This is a genomic window from Mesorhizobium sp. W050, assembly GCF_054719535.1.
This window is the reverse complement of record NZ_JBTTIH010000001.1, coordinates 617,556-638,481: the sequence shown is the minus strand read 5'-3', so window position 1 is coordinate 638,481 and position 20,926 is coordinate 617,556. Positions and strand designations below refer to the sequence as shown.

At 60.4% G+C, this 20,926-nt stretch carries 21 protein-coding genes and 1 pseudogene; 8 read left to right on the top strand and 14 right to left on the bottom strand.

Going from position 1 to position 20,926, the window contains the following annotated elements; all coding sequences use genetic code 11:
* Nucleotides 1-4: 4 nt before the first annotated feature.
* Entirely contained in the window at nucleotides 5-685 is a 681-nt protein-coding gene (locus ACYG9Y_RS03010) for a hypothetical protein (RefSeq protein WP_023669908.1), read from the bottom strand.
* Nucleotides 686-822: 137 nt separating this feature from the next.
* Between ACYG9Y_RS03010 and ACYG9Y_RS03005 the strand changes: the two genes are divergently transcribed.
* A complete protein-coding gene (locus ACYG9Y_RS03005) occupies nucleotides 823-1,065 on the top strand; it encodes a helix-turn-helix domain-containing protein (protein ID WP_023699715.1) in 243 nt (80 codons plus the stop codon).
* Nucleotides 1,066-1,150: 85 nt separating this feature from the next.
* Here the strand turns inward: ACYG9Y_RS03005 and ACYG9Y_RS03000 are convergent, their stop codons facing one another.
* Together ACYG9Y_RS03000 and traA are read right to left on the bottom strand one after the other, a co-directional pair.
* A complete protein-coding gene (locus ACYG9Y_RS03000; protein ID WP_023669907.1) occupies nucleotides 1,151-1,366 on the bottom strand; it encodes a helix-turn-helix transcriptional regulator in 216 nt (71 codons plus the stop codon).
* Between the two features lie 129 nt (nucleotides 1,367-1,495).
* Nucleotides 1,496-4,543 (bottom strand): Ti-type conjugative transfer relaxase TraA, encoded by a 3,048-nt coding sequence (gene traA, locus ACYG9Y_RS02995; RefSeq protein WP_023669906.1) that lies wholly within the window; start codon nucleotides 4,541-4,543, stop codon nucleotides 1,496-1,498.
* 172 nt (nucleotides 4,544-4,715) lie between these two features.
* Here traA and ACYG9Y_RS02990 point away from each other — a divergent pair, with 172 nt between their 5' ends.
* From ACYG9Y_RS02990 to ACYG9Y_RS02980, 3 genes are all read left to right on the top strand, one after another.
* Nucleotides 4,716-5,042, top strand: a complete 327-nt coding sequence (locus ACYG9Y_RS02990) for a conjugal transfer protein TraD (protein WP_023669905.1) — start codon at nucleotides 4,716-4,718, stop codon at nucleotides 5,040-5,042.
* Nucleotides 5,043-5,058: 16 nt separating this feature from the next.
* A complete protein-coding gene (locus tag ACYG9Y_RS02985) occupies nucleotides 5,059-5,292 on the top strand; it encodes a conjugal transfer protein TraD (protein WP_353015010.1) in 234 nt (77 codons plus the stop codon).
* A gap of 538 nt (nucleotides 5,293-5,830) precedes the next feature.
* Entirely contained in the window at nucleotides 5,831-6,361 is a 531-nt protein-coding gene (locus ACYG9Y_RS02980) for a Ros/MucR family transcriptional regulator (RefSeq protein ID WP_023669903.1), read from the top strand.
* Between the two features lie 88 nt (nucleotides 6,362-6,449).
* Here ACYG9Y_RS02980 and ACYG9Y_RS02975 read toward each other — a convergent pair whose 3' ends face one another.
* Complete coding sequence (locus ACYG9Y_RS02975) at nucleotides 6,450-6,761, bottom strand: DUF736 domain-containing protein (RefSeq protein WP_023669902.1); 312 nt, start codon at nucleotides 6,759-6,761, stop codon at nucleotides 6,450-6,452.
* Between the two features lie 814 nt (nucleotides 6,762-7,575).
* Between ACYG9Y_RS02975 and ACYG9Y_RS02970 the strand changes: the two are divergent.
* Nucleotides 7,576-7,805: pseudogene (locus ACYG9Y_RS02970) on the top strand (hypothetical protein).
* Nucleotides 7,806-8,087: 282 nt separating this feature from the next.
* On the opposite strand, the gene ACYG9Y_RS02965 reads toward ACYG9Y_RS02970, so the two are convergent.
* The 7 genes from ACYG9Y_RS02965 to ACYG9Y_RS02935 form a co-directional block, all read right to left on the bottom strand.
* The gene (locus ACYG9Y_RS02965; RefSeq protein ID WP_245263712.1) at nucleotides 8,088-8,339 is read right to left on the bottom strand and encodes a hypothetical protein; all 252 of its coding nucleotides are present in this window, start codon (nucleotides 8,337-8,339) and stop codon (nucleotides 8,088-8,090) included.
* A gap of 115 nt (nucleotides 8,340-8,454) precedes the next feature.
* On the bottom strand, nucleotides 8,455-8,592 hold the full coding sequence (locus tag ACYG9Y_RS02960) for a YHYH domain-containing protein (protein WP_023669898.1): 138 nt from the start codon (nucleotides 8,590-8,592) through the stop codon (nucleotides 8,455-8,457).
* A 949-nt stretch (nucleotides 8,593-9,541) separates the two neighbouring features.
* On the bottom strand, nucleotides 9,542-10,885 hold the full coding sequence (locus tag ACYG9Y_RS02955) for a hemolysin family protein (RefSeq protein ID WP_023669895.1): 1,344 nt from the start codon (nucleotides 10,883-10,885) through the stop codon (nucleotides 9,542-9,544).
* A gap of 478 nt (nucleotides 10,886-11,363) precedes the next feature.
* On the bottom strand, nucleotides 11,364-12,080 hold the full coding sequence (locus ACYG9Y_RS02950; protein WP_023669894.1) for a HoxN/HupN/NixA family nickel/cobalt transporter: 717 nt from the start codon (nucleotides 12,078-12,080) through the stop codon (nucleotides 11,364-11,366).
* 20 nt (nucleotides 12,081-12,100) lie between these two features.
* Entirely contained in the window at nucleotides 12,101-12,718 is a 618-nt protein-coding gene (locus tag ACYG9Y_RS02945; protein WP_245263721.1) for a DUF1007 family protein, read from the bottom strand.
* A 114-nt stretch (nucleotides 12,719-12,832) separates the two neighbouring features.
* Nucleotides 12,833-13,507, bottom strand: coding sequence for a hypothetical protein (locus tag ACYG9Y_RS02940; RefSeq protein WP_156940642.1), 675 nt, complete (start codon nucleotides 13,505-13,507; stop codon nucleotides 12,833-12,835).
* A gap of 7 nt (nucleotides 13,508-13,514) precedes the next feature.
* A complete protein-coding gene (locus ACYG9Y_RS02935; RefSeq protein WP_050588535.1) occupies nucleotides 13,515-14,327 on the bottom strand; it encodes a class I SAM-dependent methyltransferase in 813 nt (270 codons plus the stop codon).
* Between the two features lie 153 nt (nucleotides 14,328-14,480).
* Between ACYG9Y_RS02935 and ACYG9Y_RS02930 the strand changes: the two genes are divergently transcribed.
* Nucleotides 14,481-15,125: a TetR/AcrR family transcriptional regulator gene (locus ACYG9Y_RS02930; protein WP_023669890.1), complete on the top strand. Its 645-nt coding sequence runs from the start codon at nucleotides 14,481-14,483 to the stop codon at nucleotides 15,123-15,125.
* Nucleotides 15,126-15,354: 229 nt separating this feature from the next.
* On the opposite strand, the gene ACYG9Y_RS02925 is transcribed toward ACYG9Y_RS02930, so the two are convergent.
* From ACYG9Y_RS02925 to ACYG9Y_RS02915, 3 genes are all read right to left on the bottom strand, one after another.
* Nucleotides 15,355-16,392, bottom strand: coding sequence for a Cj0069 family protein (locus ACYG9Y_RS02925; RefSeq protein WP_031201381.1), 1,038 nt, complete (start codon nucleotides 16,390-16,392; stop codon nucleotides 15,355-15,357).
* An 86-nt stretch (nucleotides 16,393-16,478) separates the two neighbouring features.
* Entirely contained in the window at nucleotides 16,479-17,894 is a 1,416-nt protein-coding gene (gene chrA / locus ACYG9Y_RS02920; protein WP_031197581.1) for a chromate efflux transporter, read from the bottom strand.
* A 17-nt stretch (nucleotides 17,895-17,911) separates the two neighbouring features.
* Nucleotides 17,912-18,889: a chromate resistance protein ChrB domain-containing protein gene (locus tag ACYG9Y_RS02915; RefSeq protein ID WP_023669887.1), complete on the bottom strand. Its 978-nt coding sequence runs from the start codon at nucleotides 18,887-18,889 to the stop codon at nucleotides 17,912-17,914.
* A gap of 569 nt (nucleotides 18,890-19,458) precedes the next feature.
* On the opposite strand from ACYG9Y_RS02915, the gene ACYG9Y_RS02910 reads away from it, so the two are divergent.
* Both ACYG9Y_RS02910 and ACYG9Y_RS02905 read left to right on the top strand, forming a co-directional pair.
* A complete protein-coding gene (locus tag ACYG9Y_RS02910) occupies nucleotides 19,459-20,433 on the top strand; it encodes a Fe-Mn family superoxide dismutase (RefSeq protein WP_023804779.1) in 975 nt (324 codons plus the stop codon).
* Nucleotides 20,430-20,900, top strand: coding sequence for a chromate resistance protein ChrB domain-containing protein (locus ACYG9Y_RS02905; RefSeq protein ID WP_023669885.1), 471 nt, complete (start codon nucleotides 20,430-20,432; stop codon nucleotides 20,898-20,900). Before ACYG9Y_RS02910 ends, ACYG9Y_RS02905 begins: the two co-directional genes overlap by 4 nt.
* Nucleotides 20,901-20,926 lie beyond the last annotated feature (26 nt).

The window sequence follows — 20,926 nt, the reverse complement described above, 5'->3', positions numbered from 1 at the left end:
GGCTTCACCTGCTCTGTGAGTTTTGCTGCTTTTCTGAGCTTGGGTTCGTCGCAACGTCTAAACGGTGAAGACGGACGAGGTCATTCAGTACCGATCGGATGTGCGGCCAGGGAAAATCGTCTGGATGTTCCCAGTGCTCACCGTCACGCAGGATGACCTTGAGCTTGGCCAAAATGCCTTCGATGGACGTGGCCGCTGTCTGCGGTAGATCATCCAGAAGTGCCCCTTCGACTGTTTCCGATTGCCGGATCAGTTCGTCTGTTCTCGAATAGCCGATCTCAGCATCAGCAGCGTCCCAGCGCGCCTGGTGTGCCACGAAATCCGCAAGCGCCCTGCCCCATTCGACTTCATTTTCAGGAGAGTGGGCATCGTTCAGGCTCTCGATGGAATGGAGCGTCACGTCCGTACCATCGGCAAGCCGCACCTTGGCGCAGGGAAAGCCAACTATCCTGGCGAGGTGTGTCTCCAACCGCTGCTGTTCGCGGCACAGCGCCAGTGTCTCATCATGGATTCTTTGCCAGCTCCCACACAGACGAAGAGCAGGATCAGCCGCGCTGCCGTCCGTCAGTTCGCCAGCCAGCGATTTTGCCTGGAAGGGCCATGCCGCCGCGCCCGTGGCCGTTCCCGTCAGCAAGCGCCGCCGGGTGATGAAAAACAAATTCATGCTATCGTCGGAATCATCCATGATCCGAGCTCCAAACAGCTTTGCATGGTTGGTGATACAGCCAAACGCTTTGGCGGCCTCAGCTAAATATCTGAATTTAAGATAACTGAAAATCAGATATAAAGGAAGCCCCCATCTGAGTTCAGATGAGGTGATAAGTGGTCGATACACTCGGTACGAATCGGCACAAAGCTTTGATCGCGCTGCTGATCAAAAACCGTGAAGCGGCAGGCCTTACGCAAGTTGAGTTGGCAACCAGGCTCGGCCAATACCAATCGTTCGTAGCTCGACTAGAAAGCGGACAGAGACGTGTTGATGTCGTGGAGTTTATAAACCTCGCCGAGATTCTCGGTTTTAGCGCTCCGTCAGCCATCAAGAAGCTATCGGAAGTAACAGGTTGAGCGATGGGAGCGTGTGACCGCGCTAGTGCAAATTGACAATTTGCAGAACCGGCAAGGAAGCCCCCAGGTTGTTGCACCTACCCGTTCAATCGGACCTCTTCACCTCAGCCTTCGACCCCCATCGAATGGGATCCTCAACCCAGCGGTTGATCTCGGATTCATGCCACCCGGCGCCATTGGTGCTGATCCTCAGTTGAGCCGGGAACGTGCCGTCGGCGATCTTGCGATAGATTGTCGAGCGGGACAGGCCGGTCCTGGCGAGGACTGTTTTGAGACGAACGATACGATCCGGCTCGGACATAGCTTGCGTCCACCTGAATGGTTGTTGCTGATTTCTGTTGGGACAGACAGGACGAACCCATGCCGGAGGCAATCCGATTTTTCGCTTCATCCGCCTGTAGCGTGAAAACGGTGGCAAATCGGAGGGGTGTCAGAGCCCAAGGCCCCGCCCCTTTCCGATGCCATGGCTGAATGCCAGTTCCACACCCAGACGCCGGCCGGATTCGACCTCGATGCCAAGCGCCTTCTTATGATTGGCAAGCATGGATTCAAGCTGCGGATCGCGTTCAAGGCTCTTGGCCATATCGGACATGGCCGAGCGCGTTGACTTGTAGCCGGACATGTCGCCGGCCTGATATTGCTCCCGTCCCGTCCGATCGAGCTTTTGCCAGCGTTCGACGAAACGGTCGGCGCGGCGGCCTGGATCGATGTCCATCCCGGTGCGGATTTCCGTCTCAAGCTGGAGAGCAAGCACGATGCGGCGGACGCGGCCAGCCCCCGCCTCGTGGACAAGTTCGGGATTTTTCACATAAGCCGCTTCGGCATCGCGCCAGCCAAAGGGCCGCACCTTCTCGAAGGCCCTACGGGCATCCCTCAACTCGCGCATCTGCTCGGGACTGCCCAGCCCATCCGCATCTCCGTTGTGCGATATCGCGTCGATAGCGCGCGCGTGACGAATAAGCGCCTGGGTGCGAGCGCTGCGCAACGCCGCTTCCGCGTCCACCGGCACAGACGTGTCGCGCTGCGCTCCTCTGGCGGAAGCTTCCCTTCCAGGCGCGGCGACGGCATCGTCGCCTCGCGCTCCACCGTCTTCCCTTCCCGGCCTGCGCCCAAGGTCTTGGTCAAGCCCGGCGTCGCCAGGCGAGCGCAACCCGTCCAGCAGCCCGCCGATCCTGTCGCGAAGCTTCTCCGGAACGATGCGGCGCACGATCTCTATCACGCGCTCGCGGAAGGTTATGCCGCGCCGCTCGGCATAGCTCTGCGCCGGGTCGACCTTCTCGTAATCCGACGCCATGTCCTTGGCGCGGTCGCGTGACAGCGTGCGGACCAGCCGTTCGGGGGTCGCGAAGTCATCGGCCCCATAATGCAGCTCCATCCTGTCTCGATGCCGCGACAGTGCGACGTAGCTGCCATGCGCATCCATGCCCGGCGTGGCGAGCACATGGGTCCGGTCGACGGTCATGCCCTGCGCCTTGTGAATGGTTGCGGCATTGCCGTGGTCGATGTGCGCGTAGTCTTTCAGGTCGAACCGCACCGACCTGCCATCATCGGTGCGCACGGTCATGCCTTGTTTGCTGACTTCTTCCACAATGCCGAGCGTGCCGTTCTTGACGCCAAGCCCGCGCTCGTTGCGCAAGAACATGACCCGGTCGCCGCTGGCGAAGTTTCTTGGGCCGCGTTCCACATCCACCTGAACCTCGTCGCCGAGATCGCCAGCAGCGCGCATGCGCTCGCGCGCTGCCTGGTTGAGCGCGCTCACCTCGTTGTTTGTGTGGGTGAGGATGATCCGGCTTGCCTCTGGATGCGCCTGCCTGTCGCGATCCCAGCGCTCGACGAGTTCAGCTCGCGCCTCGTCGCGCGTTGCAGCCTGATGCACCATGCCTTGCGCATCGTAGGTGCCGATCGCGGCGCCGATCCTGCCGGTTGCCAGATCGCGCGTGGCATCGCGCTGCCAGTCCTCACGCTGCCGGCGAACCTGACCGATTTCGACGCCGCCATGACGCTCGTGGATGGAACGGAATGCGGCGCCGGCCTCGATCGCCTGCAACTGCTGCGGATCGCCGACGAGTACGACTTTTGCGCCAACGTCGGCGGCATGGGAAAGCACGCGCTCCAACTGGCGCGTGCCGACCATGCCGGCCTCATCAATCACCAGGACATCGCGAGCTGTGAGCAGATCGCGGCCCTGTCCCCAGCTATGCTCCATACTGGCGATGGTGCGTGATGAGATGCCTGATCCGCCTTCCAGATTCTCGGCGGCAATGCCGGAGAGTGCGGCGCCTCGAACCTCGTAGCCCGCCGCTGCCCATGCCTGGCGCGCAACGCCCAGCATGGCGCTCTTGCCCGTTCCGGCAAAGCCGACGACGACACCAAGACCGTTTCTATCGGTGATATGCGCCAGCGCATCGGTCTGCTCGCTCGAAAGGACAAGCCCGCGTTGCGCTGCGCGCGCCAGTGCCGCCTCGCGATGTGCGTTACTCACCGCGTGTCTCTCGTCCAAATCGATACGCTCCGCAGCGCGGTGAAGGCGCTGTTCGGTGTCGATCATCTGCCGAGTGGTGAAGCGATCTTCGCCACGTCCGTCCTTGCCGAGTTCAATCAGATCGGGTGCGTTGCTGATGGCTGCCACGACCGCGTTGAACTGCTCCACTCCGTCGCTGTGCCGATGCGAGAACTTCGCAATGTCCTTTCGGGTGAAAGTCGATTGCTGGTGCGTGATGGCATCGAGCGCCACGGATGGATCGGCAATGATGCGCGCACCATTGTTGCGCGCGATGTCGCGATGCAGTTCGGCGCGATCTGCTTCAATGTCGCTAGCAGCAAGGCCACTGCCCTCAATGCGCTGTGCTGGCGCACCAATCTGGGTTTGCGGCTCCAGTGAAATGCCCTGCGCTTCCAGACTGCGATGATCGATGTGCGCGTCGATGTCGAGTTCGGCCAGGCGTTCATTGGCCAGCTCCGCCCATCGCTCGCGCCAGCGCTCAACCAGCTGGGTAGCATTCCAGTCTCGAACCTTGGCGCCAAAACCATTCTCGTCCACGGCCCGCATGGTCAGCATGACATGAGCATGCGGCTTGGGGCTTCCATCCTCTGCGCGGTCCCAGTGCACATTGAGATCGGCGACCATGCCCCGGCTTACGAACTCAGCCTGAACGAAGTCGCGCGCCAACTCGATGCCTTGCGCCTGGCTGAGTTCACGCGGGAGCGCAAACTCGACCTCGCGGGCAAGTTGCGCATCCTTCCTCACCTCGAACGCCTCGACATCGTTCCAAAGCCGTTCGCGGTCGCGCCAGGCCTCCGGTGCATCCTCCGGCAGCATCACCTCGGAATGAACGACACCGCGCTTGGCGGAGAAGTCGTGGCTGCGTTCTATCCGCTCGTCACGCAGCCGCGAGGCCGAGCGGTAGGCGGCGGACGCCACAGCGCTTGAGCCTGCCTTGCGGCCAATGACCTTGACGTGAAGATGATAGATCGCCATCGCGACCAGATCATTTGCACGTCAAAGCCCACGTCGGCACGACGTATAAGCGCGCCCTCCCTCGAAAAAATCTCGGGATGGACCAGCCCGTCCCGGGCTGTCTCGGCGACCCTGAAGCCTTCCGGCAGCCGCTCCCCTATCATCCTCCGACCGACAACCGATGGAGACAGCCATGCGCAAACCGCGGGACTTCGACGCAGAACTTCAAGCCCTGGAAGAAAAAGCGCGAGAGCTCAAAACCAGAAAGGTGCAGCAGCTTGGCGAGCTGGTGATCGCCACCGGCGCCGATCAGCTCAGCGCGGACGAACTGGCGGGCGCACTGGTCGCAATCACTGAGACGAAAGACACGGCAAAGCGTGAGGCATGGGCTAAGCGTGGGGTGATGTTTTTCGAGAGCAGGTCCCGGCGAACTGCTTCGGCATCTCAGCGCAACCCTCGCGGCGCTCCAGCGCAATCGGGCAGCGCGCAATCGCCGGCAGGCGGCACAGGCTCGCAATGACATGAGAACATGGCAGGTGGAGCGTCGCAAACGCACCCGACAGCTGATCGAGCTTGGCGGTCTCGTCCTCAAGGCAGGCATTGTCGAGCTCACCAATGACGATCGCGCAATCATCTACGGCGCGATGCTCTGGATCGCCGCGAAGCTGCAGGGCCATGACGGTAAGCATGCCCGGGAGCTTTTGGCCGCGAAGGGAAAGCAGGCATTCGATGGTGAACGGCGTGAAGAGCAGATGGACTGGCGAACATAGCCACAGTTGGCGAGCAGCGGCCAGTCCGAAGTCGGAACAGCAAACTTCCGCCGGTGTGCCAGCGCCGCAGTCAAGCGCTTGCGCAGGAAGCTTTCGCGATCTCCTCGCGACCGCCGACAATCTTCTCTCGCGAGCCTTGATCCTGATCATATAGAGCGCAAGGCTCGCGTTGGCGACGCTCGTCAAAGCGGGCGCTGCCCTATGAGCGAACTTCAAAATCCAGATCGTGCCCTCGAAACCTCCCACGCCCTCCAGATTCGATCATGCACACTGCGCATTGATACAAACTCTATAGCCAGGGTGAGAGCCAGCGGCATTGCTCTGCACAGCTGGAACGGGCGGAAAAGTGAAGGAAGCTCCTCGCTTTAGATGAGATAGGCAAAAGCATCCCAGCCGATGGGACAACAGAAGCGAAACTTACTCTTGTCATGTTGCGCAAAAGAGGTGGATTTTACGAAGAAACGTACTATTTGCGCCGTGGGCAGGCTAGAAAAATCAAACGTCGCTCAATTCATCCGATACAAAAAAGGGAAATCATATGACCACTGCTCTCGAGCAAGGCAACAAACTGGATACCGTGTCGATAACGGCTGACATTGTCGCCGCCTATGTATCGAACAATCCAGTACCGGTTGGCGAGTTGCCGAAACTCATCGGCGACATCCATGCCGCCCTGAATGGCATCGGCACGCCGGCGGTAGAACCTGTGGTAAAACAGGACCCGGCAGTTTCGATCAAGAAATCGGTGACACCTGACTTCATCATCTGTCTGGAAGACGGAAGGAAATTCAAATCGCTCAAGCGGCACCTTCAGCACTTCAACCTGACCCCCGACGAATACCGGCAGAAATGGAACCTGCCGTCCGACTATCCGATGGTGGCGCCGAACTACGCGGCTACCCGGTCGGCTCTGGCGAAATCAATAGGGCTCGGGCGCAAGGCGGCGACGCCCACGTCTGCCGCGGCGGAAAAACCAAAACGGGCTACTCGTGCGGCGGCAGCGGCGACGACTGCGGCGGCCATGAAGTCGCCGCTGAAGAAGGTCCGCAAGGCGCCGGCCAAAGCGTAACGCGCTGCACCTAGCGGACGTGCCAAGTTGTATAGGACCTGAACATGGCAAAGCCCCGCCTTGCGGCGGGGCTTCGTGTTTTGTCGGGTCACTCTGCGGCGCGGCGTGACCAGATGAGCGAGAACTCACCCTCGGTGTCGGTCTCGACCAGGCTCGCATAGATCGGAGCGGGGAAGCTGGGATCGTCGAGCTTGACCGAGTGGTAGTCGCGTCCCTCGCGCGAGGTCTTCTTCCATGCCGCCCCGAACTCGGTGGCGCCAGCGAAGATGCGGAAGTCGGGACCCTTTTCATTTTCGCCATCCGTCGGAGCGAACGTTACCGTCTTGACGTTGAGATTGAGGGTCTTGACCGAGCCGGAGAAGCCGTTCGCGGTGCGGGAGAAAGTGCCGATCGTAGCCATGGTGATGTTCCTTTGTGTTTTCTCGGGCCGCGCCCATCGCGGCCTCGATGGTGGACGTGAGACCGGAAACGATCGGTCTGCATCCCGAAGGGGCTGAAACGAAGTGGAAGACGGCGACGCGAGGCTTTCTTGGACCGTGAGGAATGGACGCGCAGCGGACAGGGGAAGAAAACGCAGCGCCGACGTTGCGAGAAGACGATCGAGACGGAGTGAAACGAAGACGGTCTTCGGTCAGACCCAATCCATTCGAGGACGCCTTGGGCGTGGCCTGGAAAGAATACCCGGAAGGAACGCCACATTGGCTAAGATCAGTCAGGGCCATTGTAGCTTGCGCCCTGCGCTTCTGAATTTCGGCCACAGACCTTCCTCACGCGCCAGGGCGGTGTTGGTCCTACTCCTAACCGGTGAAGAAGGGACGTCCGATTTCCCTAATCTTTGGGCTGAATCGTCATCGCGTTCAGGGCGGCTCCGAAGGCGACCAATTGATTGCTGAGGGCAGCACTTCTAAGCCGACAGATGCCGACGATTTCCTATAGATGCGCCACACCTGATCCTCCACCGCATGGCCGAATGTTCCCGCTGCGGTCACGCCGACGCGCGGTGAGGCATTGCTGGAAGGTCGGATTCACGCCGGGCGTCTGACGCCGAGGTGATGCGCTGCGTGACTTTCCCGATAAGAGTGGTGGAAATTCCCGGTTCGACCATTGGTTTGGAGGTGCATCCCGAGCATCTGCCGAAGCGCTTGATGATCCACAAGCCGATGAAGATCGACGGCAAGGTCGTCTGGCACACAGAGAGATTTCGAGGATAGGACATGGCCAGGTCGAAAGGTTCGCAGCAATTATCACAGGCTGAAATTGAGCGCTTTGCGACGGCAGCGGAGGCACTGCACTTAAGTATCATCAGCCGTTTATATCGCCCCATAGCGACGACTACCGGCAGACGCGCGTCCTGCATGAGGTGCTGTTGAAAGCCGTGCGGGAAGTCACCGGGAAGGAAGTGGCGTTCATCCAGTGGAACGGGACAGGGCCGTCCAAGCCGTAGCGTGGCTCTAGCCGTTTTCGCAGCCGATCCCATCGCCGTCGCGGTCCAGATCATAGATATCCCTGCCGACAACAGTGACCGGGCCGCGTACATAGGCGGACCATTGCCCTTTCCGGAGGAGCAATCGACGTCGCTGGCGATTGGAACGCAGGCTCCCGCGTAGTTTGGGTCGCACGCGTCTTCGGCATGAGCGCAGCCGATGAAAGATGCCACACCAAAAGCGACCGCGCCTACACGACGGGAAGCCGCCGGCTGGATCCTTATCCGAATCAGCGCTGTATCTCAGTCGTCTATCTCTTCGCCTTCATCGTCTTCGTCCGAACCGCGAGACGGGTCTTCGACGAAGGTTTGGCAACCCTCATTAAATGATTGGCTGTTTGAGCTGCAGTCGCTGTCGTTGGAAATCTGATTTTGCTCAGCCCAGTCGTAGCCAGCTTTATGCCCGGAACAATCTTCGGTGCAGTCATTTCCTCCGAAAGTCCCCTGCGCATGACATGGCGTGGCTGATGCCGCCGCAAGCATCAATGTGCCCAAGTGGAACAGCCTTCGAATTCTCATCTGCGCCCCCCCATGGTGAGCAACGCTGCTATCCAGGCGCCGCGAATATGCCTACTCGCACGAACCCAAATCACGCAATTTGGTCCTGATATCAGTGGCAGTGATACTCGCCAGTCTTGTGGTTGGTATGGCACCCATTGGCATCGGTGCCGCCGCCGTGTGCGAAGGTATCCACCGAAAATGCCAACATGGTCAAAGCCGCCATGGCGGCAAGAATTGTGGATTTCATATCGCCCTCCCAAGATAATTCGGACAGAAGAGCACTATCGTGGAGTTAGCACAACTGGCTGATTGCAAATTACCTACTGGTTAAGTGCCGATGTTCAATATCCAATATTGCTCCCGCGCATCAAGATCGGCCGATGAAATGGCGAGCGACGGACTTAGACGCCCAATTGCGCGGCCATCTTTTGCGTGGCCGCCGTTGTCCGGTCAATGCCGCTGGTGATCGACAGCAGATGTCGTTTCGTCGAAAGAAATTCGGAGTCGCTGCAATCGGCCACAGCGCGCTTGAACAGGGCTCGCATGGCGATGAGCGCGACCTCGCCGTTACCAGATCACAGACCAGCGAGGCATCTGTCGGCGCAAGTTGATTTGCGACGGCCTTTCGGATCGCAAAGCTTCGCGAACTCGGCTTTCTCAAAGCGGGTCAACGGCGCGGCGGCGGAAAATCAGGGGATTTGGGATTGGTCTTGGCCATGACTTCTGTACACGATTCAAAAATCATTCTTCGCCGCAAAAAATTGCCGCATGCCGCATCTGTGGTCGTTCGTCGACACGCAACCGACATGTCCCTCCGTCGCGCAGTCGCTGTGGTAATGGGGGTGCCACCGCCCCGGCGGTCACAACGGCCTGTGGCGAGTGTCGATCAGCCTGGCTGACTCATAGCAGCCCGAATGCCATTGCGGTGAGAAAGGCCACCACTAGCACCACCAGGACCCCAATAATCAGCCAGACGGCGCTCTTGGCGTCCATTTAGACCCTCAACTGTCGGTTCCATTGATCACATAGCGCGACGCGAAGACGCTCACCAGTCACTGTGACTCCAGCGGATACGCGTCCTGGGCGAACTGACGGGCGTTTGTGGATAGGGACTACTGTGGGAGCGTGGGTTCGAAAAGTGGGAATATTCGCGCGCAAAAGGCCGGCCGGCTTACCGGCCTGTCGCGCGGTCAGTCTCAACTGGTTGCCGGCTTGGATGTAGGCGGCTCACGGCGAGCGAGCAGCTTGTCGATCCGCCTTCCATCCATATCGAGGATCTCGAAGCGCCAGCCCTCGTAGTCAAAGTGCTCACCGGCTTCCGGCAAGTGCCCAAGGCTTGACAAGGCGAACCCAGCGATCGTGTGAAAATCCCCTTCGGCAGACCCCGATCGGAATCCTAGGCGAGCGAACGCATCGTGCGCCAGCATCATTCCGTCGATGAGCAAGGACCCGTCATCGCGCTCGATGACATCAGGGTCCTCATTGTCCAGGTCAGGAAGGTCGCCTGCGATGGCTTCGAGCAGATCGGTCTGGGTGACGATCCCCTCCAGAGCGCCATATTCGTCGATGACGATCGCCAGACGCACCGGCGTCCGCTTGAACTGATCGAGTACACGGAAAATCGGCGTTGCCTCGTGAACGATCAAAGGTTCTCGGATGACCGCCATCGGGTCAAGCGTTTTGCCGTCGAGCACCTGGTCGAGAAGGTCCTTCTTCAGAATCATGCCAAGCGGTTCGTCTATCCCCCCACGGCCGACCAGAAGCTGCTCATGGCGACATTGCCGGATGGTGCGCAGAATCTCGTCAGGGATGTCGTCGGTATCGATCCAGTCGATATCGCGTCGCGGTGTCATGATGTCGGCAATGCGCCGATCGCCGATGTTGAAGACACGCTCGACCAGTTCCTGTTGCGTCTGATGAAGGAGCCCTGCCTCCTGGCTTGCCGCCACGAGCAGCTTCAGCTCTTCGGGCGAATGCAAGGACTCCTCGCCTGTGCCCGGACGCAGACCGCACAGACGCAGCACCAGATTGCCGAGACCGTTGAGAACAAGAATCGCCGGCCTGAGCAGGAACAGGAACAGACCGAGAGGGCGGACGACCCGAAGTGCCGTGCTCTCGCTGCGCTGGAGCGCCAGACTTTTCGGCGCTAGTTCACCCAGGACAATGTGTAGCGCGGTTATGATGATGAAGGCGATTGCGACGGCAATGGTGTGCGAAGCTGCCGTGGCCAGCGACCCCATCACTCCCAAGAGGAGTGGCTCGATCAGATGAGCGAGTGCAGGCTCGCCGACCCAACCGAGCGCCAGCGATGAGATGGTGATGCCGAGCTGAGTTGCTGCAAGGTTCGCATCGAGATTCACCAAAGCCCGTTGAAGGAGGCTGGCGTTCGAGCGTCCAGCTGTAGCCAATTCGTCGACGCGGCTTCGTCTAACCGCGACCAGCGCAAATTCGGCGGCGACAAAGAAACCGTTGGCGCCTACGAGTAGGAGAACCAACAGAATTCCAAGAATGTCGCGTAGACTACCATCGTCCGCAGGCATGATATCCTCTTTATGAAACAGCCACTCTCATCTCTCAAGCGCGTATGCCGTCGTGAAACCGCCGTTGGCCATCATTGCGGAGCGATCACCGCAGCTCCGCCTCTGACAATCAGGGGCAAGATAGCCAAATCCGCGCTGAGTATCCTACCCCCGCAAAAAATCCGCCGGCGCGAACCGGCGGGCCAGAAATCGGATAGAAAAAGAACCGGTCATGCCGGCCGAACTAAATGTGGCGTCTGGGTAGTCGAAGTCAATGGACCCGCCGCGTAGAGATCGCCTTTGATCCAGTGATTTAGCAATATCACCGCGATGCCGGCGAGGATCGCCAGCGCTATCATCCAAATGATCTTCTGACGGTCGCTCAATGTTCTAAACCCAAACCCGAACCACGCGTGCCGGCACTTAATGGCACGACGTCGTTAATTGCAATGTGATCCCTATGAGAATCGCTGTGGCCTTGGCGGTCGGTCAAACTTTCTCATTTCGACGAGATTTGCCAGACAGCCACGCCAGTAAGAATAAGGCCGGCGGTACCTTCGATAGTTCGCGATATCACATCGAACAGGCGCGGCCGACGGTCGAAGAAATGCACCAGCCGTTCCCGAAACAGGATCGACAGAACTGCCACGCAAGACAACGTCAGTGCCACGCCGGCCATCATGGTGATTGCAAAGAGTATGCCCGCGACCGGAACACCTCTTGAGATCGCGAAGGTCATCGCGAAGAGCGTCAATGGACATGGGATCAGGCCGGCCATGACGCCCACAACCTCGCCTTCATGCTGATGGTGATGACCGTGGCTGAGCGCCCGCCAAAGCATCCACAGACCAATTAACCCGAGCAGGCCACGACTGACATCCTCCAAAAGCGGCGCCCGGCCGACGCTGCCCAGCGCAATCGAGACCAATGGCAACGAGAGGGCTGCAATCACAACGGCAATCGTGACATGGGTGAAGGAGAGTGTCAGCGACACCAGTAGGCCGCGACGGATGCTGGCATCCGATCCGGCCAAATAGGTAGCCAGCACGGCTTTGCTGTGTCCGGGTGTCAAAGCATGCGCAGCTCCGAACAGGACACCCATCGGCAGGAAGGCAGTGAACGCCAGCCAGTCGCCCCCGGCTGACAGCAATTTGATCTGTTCGGCGAGCGCCAAGTATATCGTGCGTTGAAACTCGACCAGGGTTTGGAAAAACACGTTCTATCCGTTCCGCCGCTTCAACCGCACGTCAATTCAAGGCGTGTCGCGAATATCTTGCCGAGATCGGTTCCGGTCGGATCGCTGAAGAAGGCATCCGTCAATTTCGTCTGATTCTGTGCGATTGCGGTATTCGGATCGGGGCGGACGACTGCCCTCGTGCAATCTTTCGGTAGGCCAGCCACGGCGATCTTATCGTCATCGGTGAAATCGATCGCGGTGTAGAAGGTCGGATCGTAGACGCCGATGCTCACCTTGCCGGCGAGCGCCAACGTGTCTTTCGGCTGCGTCTCGAATTGGATGACGAGTTGATTGTTCTCGTAGCTAGTGACCAGCCTCGCCGGCGGCGTCATCGCCACGTCCTTGCCTTCCACAGTGACCATTTGGAAATAATTGTATTCTTCCAGTGAGGCATGGATGGTGAGGGCGGCGGCGTCGAGTTCTTCGGCGTCCAGAGTAAGGTCGGAATTCTTGTCGAACTCCATCAGCACCGTCGAGGAGAAGAGCTCGTCGAACCGCCAGAGATGCTTGAGCGACTTGACCGACTTGTCAGCGCCAACCGTTAGGTCCAAACGGGCTTCCGCGAAGACATGAGGATGAGCGCCGACCGCGACGGTGGAGGCGAGCAGGAGCGCCATGCCAAAAATCGTGCTGGTCAGTCGCATTTGCGCTCGCTTTCTCGTCATTGCGCGCCAACCGAGTGATCTGGCAGCGCAAGCAGGCTAAATTGGGACGCGGCCCGCGAAGCCTTTTCAATCATCGACGATCGAACTTGCTATGATGGCGTTCGCTGTGCTCCGAACGGCTGGCGACGTCAAATGCACGAGCTGCTTGCGATTGCCCGCGATCAGTATGAACAGCCGGGAAACCTGCCTGCCCTTCCTCTCCTCGCCGATTTTTTCGGCGTCGGTGCGGTGGAAGAACCGTTTTTCAAACTCGGCGCGGTCGACATCGAAAAGCTTGAGCGAGCAGGTCTGGACGGACCTGCCGTCCATGGTAGCCCTGGTCACCGCGACCATCGTTCCGGCCGGAAGGTCGTCGCCGGTGACCTGCCATCCGCGGAACGCCTTCATGGCATCCACAGGAGCAAGTGCCGCGCCGTCGACGAGCGGCGTCCATCCGCGCGTCTTTGCCAATGTCGCGGTTCGCTCGAAGTCGGGGCCGTGCGCCAGGCATGTCGCGTGGAAGGCATCCAGCGCCCGGTCGACGCCATCGGCATGCGCAAGCGGTGATGCCAACCATGCGGCCGCAAGCGTCAAGGACAAGTAGGTCTTGGGCATTCGGTAGACTCGCGTATCGAAGCAGGCCGGGATAGCCAATCGGCAAGATAGCGCCGCGGCGGCTACGCACGCAATGCAGCGCGGCCCGCGACTACCGGCCCGCGCGTGTTCCTGGCGGCGGCGCGCCCGGTCCGGTCGCCGCGGCATGCCGCGCTCAGGCAGGCAGGATCTTGTCCGTGGTCGCGCGCACATAATCGAGGTTCATGGTCCCGACGGCGCCGGTATCGTCGACCCTGAAGCCTGTCTCGACCAGTAGAGTTCCGACCGCATTCATGTCGATATGCCCGTGCCGATGGAGCCTCGGCAATCTGGATTCGTGCAGCGGCCTTCCGAAGTCGATCAGCAGCAGTCGGCCTCCCGGCTTCAGAACCCGCTCCGCTTCACGGAAGAAGGTCGATCGGTCGGGTTTCGGCAGGTGATGCAGCATGAGCGTACCGATCACGATGTCGAATTGGCCATCCTCGAAGGGAAGTTCCTGGGCCGTCGCCTGGACGAAGGTAAGATCAACGCCGGCTCGCGTAGCCTTGACGCGCGCCCTCTCGACCATTTCGACCGATGCGTCGACGCCCGTGACGCGTCCGACCGCTCCGACCAACCGTCTCGCGGCTATGGCAAGCGTGCCCGTACCGCAGGCGACATCGAGCATCGCCTCGCCGGGCTGGAGCCTTGCCAGACGCAGCATGAATTCACGGAACCGGTCCTCGCGGCCCCAAGTCAGGACGCGCGCAAGCAGGTCATAGCCGACCGCCCTATGCAGGACGATGCCGATGCCCCTTTCGCCGGCGCCATGCGCGCCGGCAGTCCGCATGTGATGGAAGCCGCCCCAGAGTGCGAATGCCGCGACCGCAGCGAGGATGAGGCCGTGGACTGCAGCCGTCCAAGCACCGGCATTGAGATAGCCGTCCCCGAAATGAAGCATTAGTAGAAAACCGCTGACCAGCGACAGTTTGACGAGCACGGCAAGCATAATAACACCCTTTCGCGAATGCTGTCCGTTTCCAGCCCGATGACCAAATTGGTGCATTTCCTTTTGCCTCCTCGTCCGTTTCCGGAGTGCTCAAGGCATTCTTGAGCTTCTGGACTCGGCGTATCATACTGGACAGATTGTCCATTAGCGCTGTTGCTGGACAACGGACCGCTGAACGTTCCAAACCGCACGGTGGAAAGAGCAATGACCATTAAAATCGAGCGGCCCGACGACAGGGGTACGATCGACCGTCGTGTCGCGCGCACGCGCGCCATGCTGCAGGACGCGCTGATTGCTCTGATCCCAGAGTGCGGCTATGCGGCTCTCACCGTGGAAGACATCTGCCAGAAAGCTGATGTCGGCAGGTCGACCTTCTATACGCACTATGCCGGCAAGGACGAATTGCGCAGCGCGGCCCTTGAGGCGCATCTGCTGTCGCTGAGCAGGCGCGTGTCGGCAGACGAAAAGACAGGCAATCGCCTGTTCGAATTCAGCCTGCCGATGTTCGAGCACGCGCGGGCGTTCCGGTCGCTTCACAAAGCGCTACTTGCGAGCAGCGGCGACACGATCCACGATCAATTGCGTGAACGCATACGGCGCGCAGTGCGAACCGAACTGTCTGGCAAGCGGATCGGCGACGCGGGCGTGCCGCTGGAATTCGTCGTCCAGTTCATATCGGGAGCCTTTCTCTCGGTGCTTGCCTGGTGGATCGCCGAGGACTCCAGCCTATCGCCGGCCCAGGTCGACGACCTGTTCCAGCGGATGGCGGGTTCAGCTCTTCCGGGGCGGTCACCCTAGCAAGACCTTCCAAATCCAGATCTCGCGCCGGTTGAGGCTAACGTTCCTCGGGCGGCCGAATCTTGCGAAACGTCATGAGCAAAGGATTTCGTAGATGGTGTTCAAGCCACCGGCGACGAGAATTGGTCAGCCGAAACCGGAAACGGCAAGCAGGGGTCCGGCGACCATCGGACTGACCGCCGAACCGCGTTCGGCCAGAGCCTCACTCGGACCGCCAATCTTCGTCGATTCAAAATCGCATGGCAACGAGTCGAGCTATTTCGGCCGGCGCTTGATCGGGGATGGCAAAGACCGAGCTGACGTTGATCTCACAAAGCACATACGTGTCTTCACCTGACACAGTCCGTGGTCCGTAGAGAAAATCGGCATCCCAAATGATCGGCAGCGACCTGGCATCGACGCCTAGCACAGCCATCATTTGCGGCGTCCACCCGGTTTCCATATTGGTCCGCAGCGACTGAAACGGTTCGGCCGTGGCGGGATGCATTATCCGCGGCCCTGGTTGCGCAGCCTCGGAATCTGGCCCTTCAGGAGGTGGCGGGATTAGGGCCTTGATGAACTGGTGGCCAAAGCCGACCACCTTGTCGGCGCCCATGTAACAGCGGATCATCCCGTCGGGTAAACGCGGTTGGAATGGCTGATCCACGATGCAGCCATCGGGTGTCAAATACACCTCGCAGCGCGCCATGAAATCCGGCAGTGCGAGTTCTTCCGGCGTACTGCCGCGTCGCGCGTGCAGCACCCGAACCGCCGGCTCTCCGCCAGGAAGCGAACCGATCAGCTCGACCTTCCATACTCCCTGGCCGCCATTGCCGCGGTTCTGCTTCAGCACCCGTGGACCGGCCGTTCGAAGCCGCTCCGGAAACGCCTCGCGAAAAGCCTCGGCGGAGCCGTAGAGGTAAGTATCGGTTCCCCATCCGAGATGCTTCGTACGGTGCAGAACTTCCTTCACGCCCATTTTCAGGATCACGTCTGGATGTGCACTCACCCAGGGGCCGCGTGCCGCCACGTCGCGCAGCAGCGGGTCAAGCACCGCACGGGTTTTTCCCTCGTGCAAGGGATCGACCCAGACCAGCACGCCGTCCGTCGCCAGGAGCTGGGTCCGAACCTCCTCGGCAAACTCTTCGTCATAAACGGCCGGTTCGGCGTGAACACCGATCGCAGCGAGTTCCTCGAACACGCGATGAAACCGGTTGTTCTGCGGTGTCGCCGTGCGACGCGCCTCCCGGTCACCGCGCCAGACCAAAGCCACTCGCCTCGTGCCCATTATACCTCGCCTCCTACTTGCTCGCCCATCAGGCAGCCCCGATACGAAATAGACTGCGATGCTCGCATCCGAGCAGAAAGATCGCCCTAGACCGAGCCCGCCGCGACGCCGAAAAGCACGCCCAGGATCGAACATGCCGCTAGCATCGGGATCACGCCGACCTTGAAGCGGAATACCGCCAGCATCGCACCGAGGGTCAGTACGAGAGACGGAATGTTGAGGGAACCGAGGACTGGCACGTCGAGCCTCATGCCCAGCAAGCCGATCTCATGCAAATCGCGAAACAGGACATGAAGCGCGAACCACACCGCGAGGTTCAGGATCACTCCAACCACCGCTGCCGTGATGGTCGACAGTGCGGCTGACAGGGCCTTGTTGCTGCGCATCGTCTCTATGTACGGCGCGCCGAGAAATATCCACAGGAAGCACGGGACGAAGGTCACCCACGTCGTCAGAAGGCCGCCGAGCGTTCCAGCGACCAACGCGTTAAGAACCCCCGGCTCCCGGAATGCTCCCATGAAACCAACGAATTGAGTGACCATGATCAGCGGACCCGGCGTTGTTTCGGCCATGCCGAGGCCATCCAGCATTTCTCCAGGCTTCAGCCAGCCATAGTGCTCGACTCCTTGCTGGGCGACATAGGCAAGCACCGCATAGGCCCCGCCGAACGTCACCACCGCCATCTTGGAAAAGAAGATGGCGATGTCGGTGAAGACATTGCCTTGCCCAAGAAACAGCAACAAGAAAAGGACCGGAACGAACCATAGCAGCAGAAACACCGCCGCAATCTTCAGCGACCATTCGATGGATGGCCGGGCATGCGCCGGCATCCCTTCGCCAAGCGCCGAGTCGACATCATCGACCTGCTTGCCACCAAGCTTGCCATGTCCATTGCCTGGCTGGAATGCGGCCCAACCCATCTTGCCCCCGACGTAGCCGATCACGGCCGCAACCAGGATGACCAGCGGGAACGGTGCATGGAAGAAGAACAGGGCGATGAAGGCTGCCGCAGCGAGGCCGACCATCACATTGTTCCTGAGCGCCCTCCTGCCGATCCGCAGGACCGCTTCGAGCACGATGGCCAGAACCGCCGCCTTCAGGCCGAAGAAGAGCGCCTGGATAGCGCCAACGTTGCCGAAGATGGCGTAGATCCAGCTCAGGACCATGATGGCGACCGCGCCTGGCAGCACGAACAGGATTCCCGCGACGAGGCCGCCTTTGGTCTTGTGCATGAGCCAGCCAATATAGATGGCCAATTGCTGCGCCTCCGGACCGGGCAGCAGCGTGCAGTAGTTGAGCGCATGCAGGAATCTCGTCTCGCCGATCCAGCGCTTTTCCTCAACGACGATCCGATGCATCATGGCGATCTGGCCGGCCGGGCCGCCGAAGCTGAGCATTGCAACGCGGGCCCATACTCGCATGGCGTCCGCAAACGAAATGTCATGGTCGTGGGTTTCGGCCAGAGATGGCGGCGTCGTGACGGACTGCTCCAGATTGGCCATAGTTTGAGTCCCTGCGGTCATCCGCGTTTCTTGCGGAAATACTGATAGAGGTTGTCGAAGACAGGAGCGCCCTGCGCGATCCGCTGTTCGTCGCTCTCGTTCGCCATGGCGATGCCTGCAATCAGACTGGCAATCCCAGTCGCCTCCTCGCGACCGAACTTGTTGTCCTTGAGGTCGATGTCATGGACGATCTCGGCGATGGCCTGGAGTGCCGGATCATTGATGCCGGCGCGGGTAAGCAGAACTTCGAAGCTGCAGCGATCGCCCTCATGGGTGATTTCGCCTTCGAACATGTCGAAGCGCAATTCCCCCTCCTTTGGCACGTATCCCTTGCCCGCTACGAAGCGGATGATCGCGTCAGCATCGATGAACCGGCGGATCAGCCAACTGCAGGCGATGCGGTCGACATGCACGTCCCGGCGCGTGACCCAGATTCGGCCCTTGAGCTCGCTCGGCTCGGCGGCCTTCTTCGGTTCCTTGGTCATGGCCTTGTCCTCTGTAAGCTGTGTTTCAAGTTCGGCGATCAGTCCCTCGATCGTGAGGCGACCGCTGGCACCAAAAAAGTCGATCATCACCACTTCAGTGAGCCGCTTGCGCAAGCGACCAAGTTGCGGACGCGCTTCTGCGTGTTTTTCCGATGTCGCGTCGGCCCCAATCGCTGCAGCCAGCTCGCGCGCTTCCCCAGCGATCTCCGCATAGTCGGCATCACGGGCCGCGTCGAACATCGCCCGCACCTGCGCGTCCGACAGACCGTCGACAAGGCGCGCCTCGCAAATCATGGCCTCGCCGCCGCCGGCGACGATCTCCTTCAGAAGCCATTCGAAATCCTCCTGCATCTCGGCATTCGCCGGCAGGGCGTAAACGGTGCTTTTGACTGCGACCGCGCCGATGCCTTGCAACCGTCGCCAGATCTTCACCCGGAAATAGGCGGGCTTGCTTGGCAGCTGATAAATCAGGAGCAGCCAGCGCTGCTCCTGCGATTGCCCCTCACTCATAAGTGAACCGTATCATGGACTGAATTAGATGCAACACTTGTATCATGACTCATGCGCAAACCATACTAAATGGCCAAAATCCGCAGAGACACCATACTTCAATGCGGGCGAAGCTCATCGTCGGTTGTCGAAGCGCCCCAGCGCACTTCCGGGCGAAGAAAGAAAGCTCATCTGGCGCCCCTCGAACGTCGTCCGGCAGGAATGGAGGCCCCGGAAGTAGTGGCGACGGCACCTTCGTGTACACAGTTACGGACAATCGCATCACACGCCTCGCCATCAAGGCTGGTGTCACCGACAACGGTCGCGTCGAGGTGACCGCGGGCCTTTCGGAAGCGACATCGGTGGTGGCAACCACCCAAGGCGTGCCGCCCCTGAGGACTGCGGTTCAGCCGCAGATGGTTCGCTCCTCGTCCTTGGTGGAATACCCGGCGCAGCTGGGATCGATCCCCTCTCGCCCATAAGTGACCGGTATCAAACGTCTGAGCAAGATGCAACACTTGTATCATTTCTCGTTTGGGCATAACGTGCGCCTGCTCACGGATGGCCGTGCCGCCGAGCGAGGAAATCCAATGCCGCACCAGATCATGCCGCTGCCGTTCAAGCCGCCCAGGCTCGTCGGACTGTCCGAACGCCTGCTGGCCAGCCATTATGAAAACAATTACGGCGGTGCGGTTCGCCGCCTCAACGCTATCGAACAGCGGCTCGATGAACTCGACTGGGGCGCAGCACCCGTCTTCGACATCAACGGGTTGAAGCGCGAAGAGCTGGTCGCGGCAAATTCGGCGATCCTGCACGAGATCTATTTCGATGGGCTCGGTGGTTCCGGCGATGCCGGAGGCGATCTTGCCGCAGCACTGGAGCGCGACTTCGGCAGCGTGGCGGCATGGCGCGCCAAGTTCATGGCTTGTGCTAAGGCGCAGGCCGGAGGCTCGGGATGGACGCTGCTGACCTGGTCGGAGCGCCGCGATCGGCTGACGATTCAATGGGCGGCGGATCACACCAATTGTCTCGCCGGCGGCATGCCGATCCTCGCGCTCGACATGTACGATCATGCCTACCACCTCGATTTTGGCGCCAAGGCTGGCGCCTATGTCGACGCGTTCATGAAGAACATCCATTGGGAGCGGGTTGCCGCCCGCCACCGGCGGGCTGTCGCGCAGCGCGATCCTTCAACAGGACCTGCATCGGACAATAAGGTTCCAACTGTTGCGCCAGAGGAACTGCGGGCCCGACTCGACCAGGGCGAAGATCTGGTCGTGCTCGACGTCTGCCTGGCCGACGATCTGGCAAAACGCAGCGATATGCTGCCGGGCGCCAAGCTCCGCGCTCCCGAGACCATTGCCGATTGGGCCGATGAACTGCCGAGGGACAGGCCTGTCATCGTCTATTGCGTCTACGGCTTCCAGGTCAGCGGCGACGCAGTCGCCGAACTGCGTCGCCGCGGCGTCGATGCAACGGCGCTCTCAGGCGGCATCGCCGCCTGGCACGCCATCGGCGCGCCAACCGTCCCTCTGGTGATGAGCGAAGAAAGGATTGCGTCATGAAATGGGTTACCCGTGAACGCCCGGTCATCGACCGCATCGCCTGCCCCTGGCTGATTGCACGCTTCATCGACAAGGAACCTGATTTCCTGTTCGCGGCACCTGATCAGGTGATCCGTGTTGCCCAGGAAGCGGGCGCGACACCCTACGACGTGCCCGGCGTCGAATTCACCCATGTCGGCGACGGTTGCAGCTTCGACACCTTCGTCTCGAAATTCGGCCTCGATCGCGACCCGGCGATCGTGACCATTGCCGCGATCGTGCGCGGCGCCGACACGGATCGGCACGATCTCACGCCACAGTCTGCAGGACTGCTCGCGATCTCCATGGGGCTGCGGGACGTGACGCCCGACGACCACGAGATCCTGAAGCACGGCTTCGTCATTTACGATGCGCTTTATGCCTGGGCCTCACGACGCAAGGCGGAGACCCATAGCTGGCCACCCGTCACGAAGCCGGCGGCGGCCTGAAGTAGCGGGCAACGAGGGCAGATCAA

Coding starts and splice junctions, on each gene's coding strand:
- ACYG9Y_RS02935 (WP_050588535.1), bottom strand. CDS start 14,327: ATGCTTGCCGTGCTCGTCAAACTGTCGCTGGTCAGCGGTTTTCTACTA.
- ACYG9Y_RS02940 (WP_156940642.1), bottom strand. CDS start 13,507: ATGCCGCGGCGACCGGACCGGGCGCGCCGCCGCCAGGAACACGCGCGG.
- chrA (WP_031197581.1), bottom strand. CDS start 17,894: ATGGCCAATCTGGAGCAGTCCGTCACGACGCCGCCATCTCTGGCCGAA.
- ACYG9Y_RS02980 (WP_023669903.1), top strand. CDS start 5,831: ATGACCACTGCTCTCGAGCAAGGCAACAAACTGGATACCGTGTCGATA.
- ACYG9Y_RS02910 (WP_023804779.1), top strand. CDS start 19,459: ATGCCGCACCAGATCATGCCGCTGCCGTTCAAGCCGCCCAGGCTCGTC.
- ACYG9Y_RS02955 (WP_023669895.1), bottom strand. CDS start 10,885: ATGCCTGCGGACGATGGTAGTCTACGCGACATTCTTGGAATTCTGTTG.
- ACYG9Y_RS02925 (WP_031201381.1), bottom strand. CDS start 16,392: ATGGGCACGAGGCGAGTGGCTTTGGTCTGGCGCGGTGACCGGGAGGCG.
- ACYG9Y_RS02990 (WP_023669905.1), top strand. CDS start 4,716: ATGCGCAAACCGCGGGACTTCGACGCAGAACTTCAAGCCCTGGAAGAA.
- ACYG9Y_RS03000 (WP_023669907.1), bottom strand. CDS start 1,366: ATGTCCGAGCCGGATCGTATCGTTCGTCTCAAAACAGTCCTCGCCAGG.
- ACYG9Y_RS02945 (WP_245263721.1), bottom strand. CDS start 12,718: ATGGCGCTCCTGCTCGCCTCCACCGTCGCGGTCGGCGCTCATCCTCAT.
- ACYG9Y_RS02915 (WP_023669887.1), bottom strand. CDS start 18,889: ATGAGTGAGGGGCAATCGCAGGAGCAGCGCTGGCTGCTCCTGATTTAT.
- ACYG9Y_RS03010 (WP_023669908.1), bottom strand. CDS start 685: ATGGATGATTCCGACGATAGCATGAATTTGTTTTTCATCACCCGGCGG.
- ACYG9Y_RS02960 (WP_023669898.1), bottom strand. CDS start 8,592: ATGAAATCCACAATTCTTGCCGCCATGGCGGCTTTGACCATGTTGGCA.
- ACYG9Y_RS02905 (WP_023669885.1), top strand. CDS start 20,430: ATGAAATGGGTTACCCGTGAACGCCCGGTCATCGACCGCATCGCCTGC.
- ACYG9Y_RS02975 (WP_023669902.1), bottom strand. CDS start 6,761: ATGGCTACGATCGGCACTTTCTCCCGCACCGCGAACGGCTTCTCCGGC.
- traA (WP_023669906.1), bottom strand. CDS start 4,543: ATGGCGATCTATCATCTTCACGTCAAGGTCATTGGCCGCAAGGCAGGC.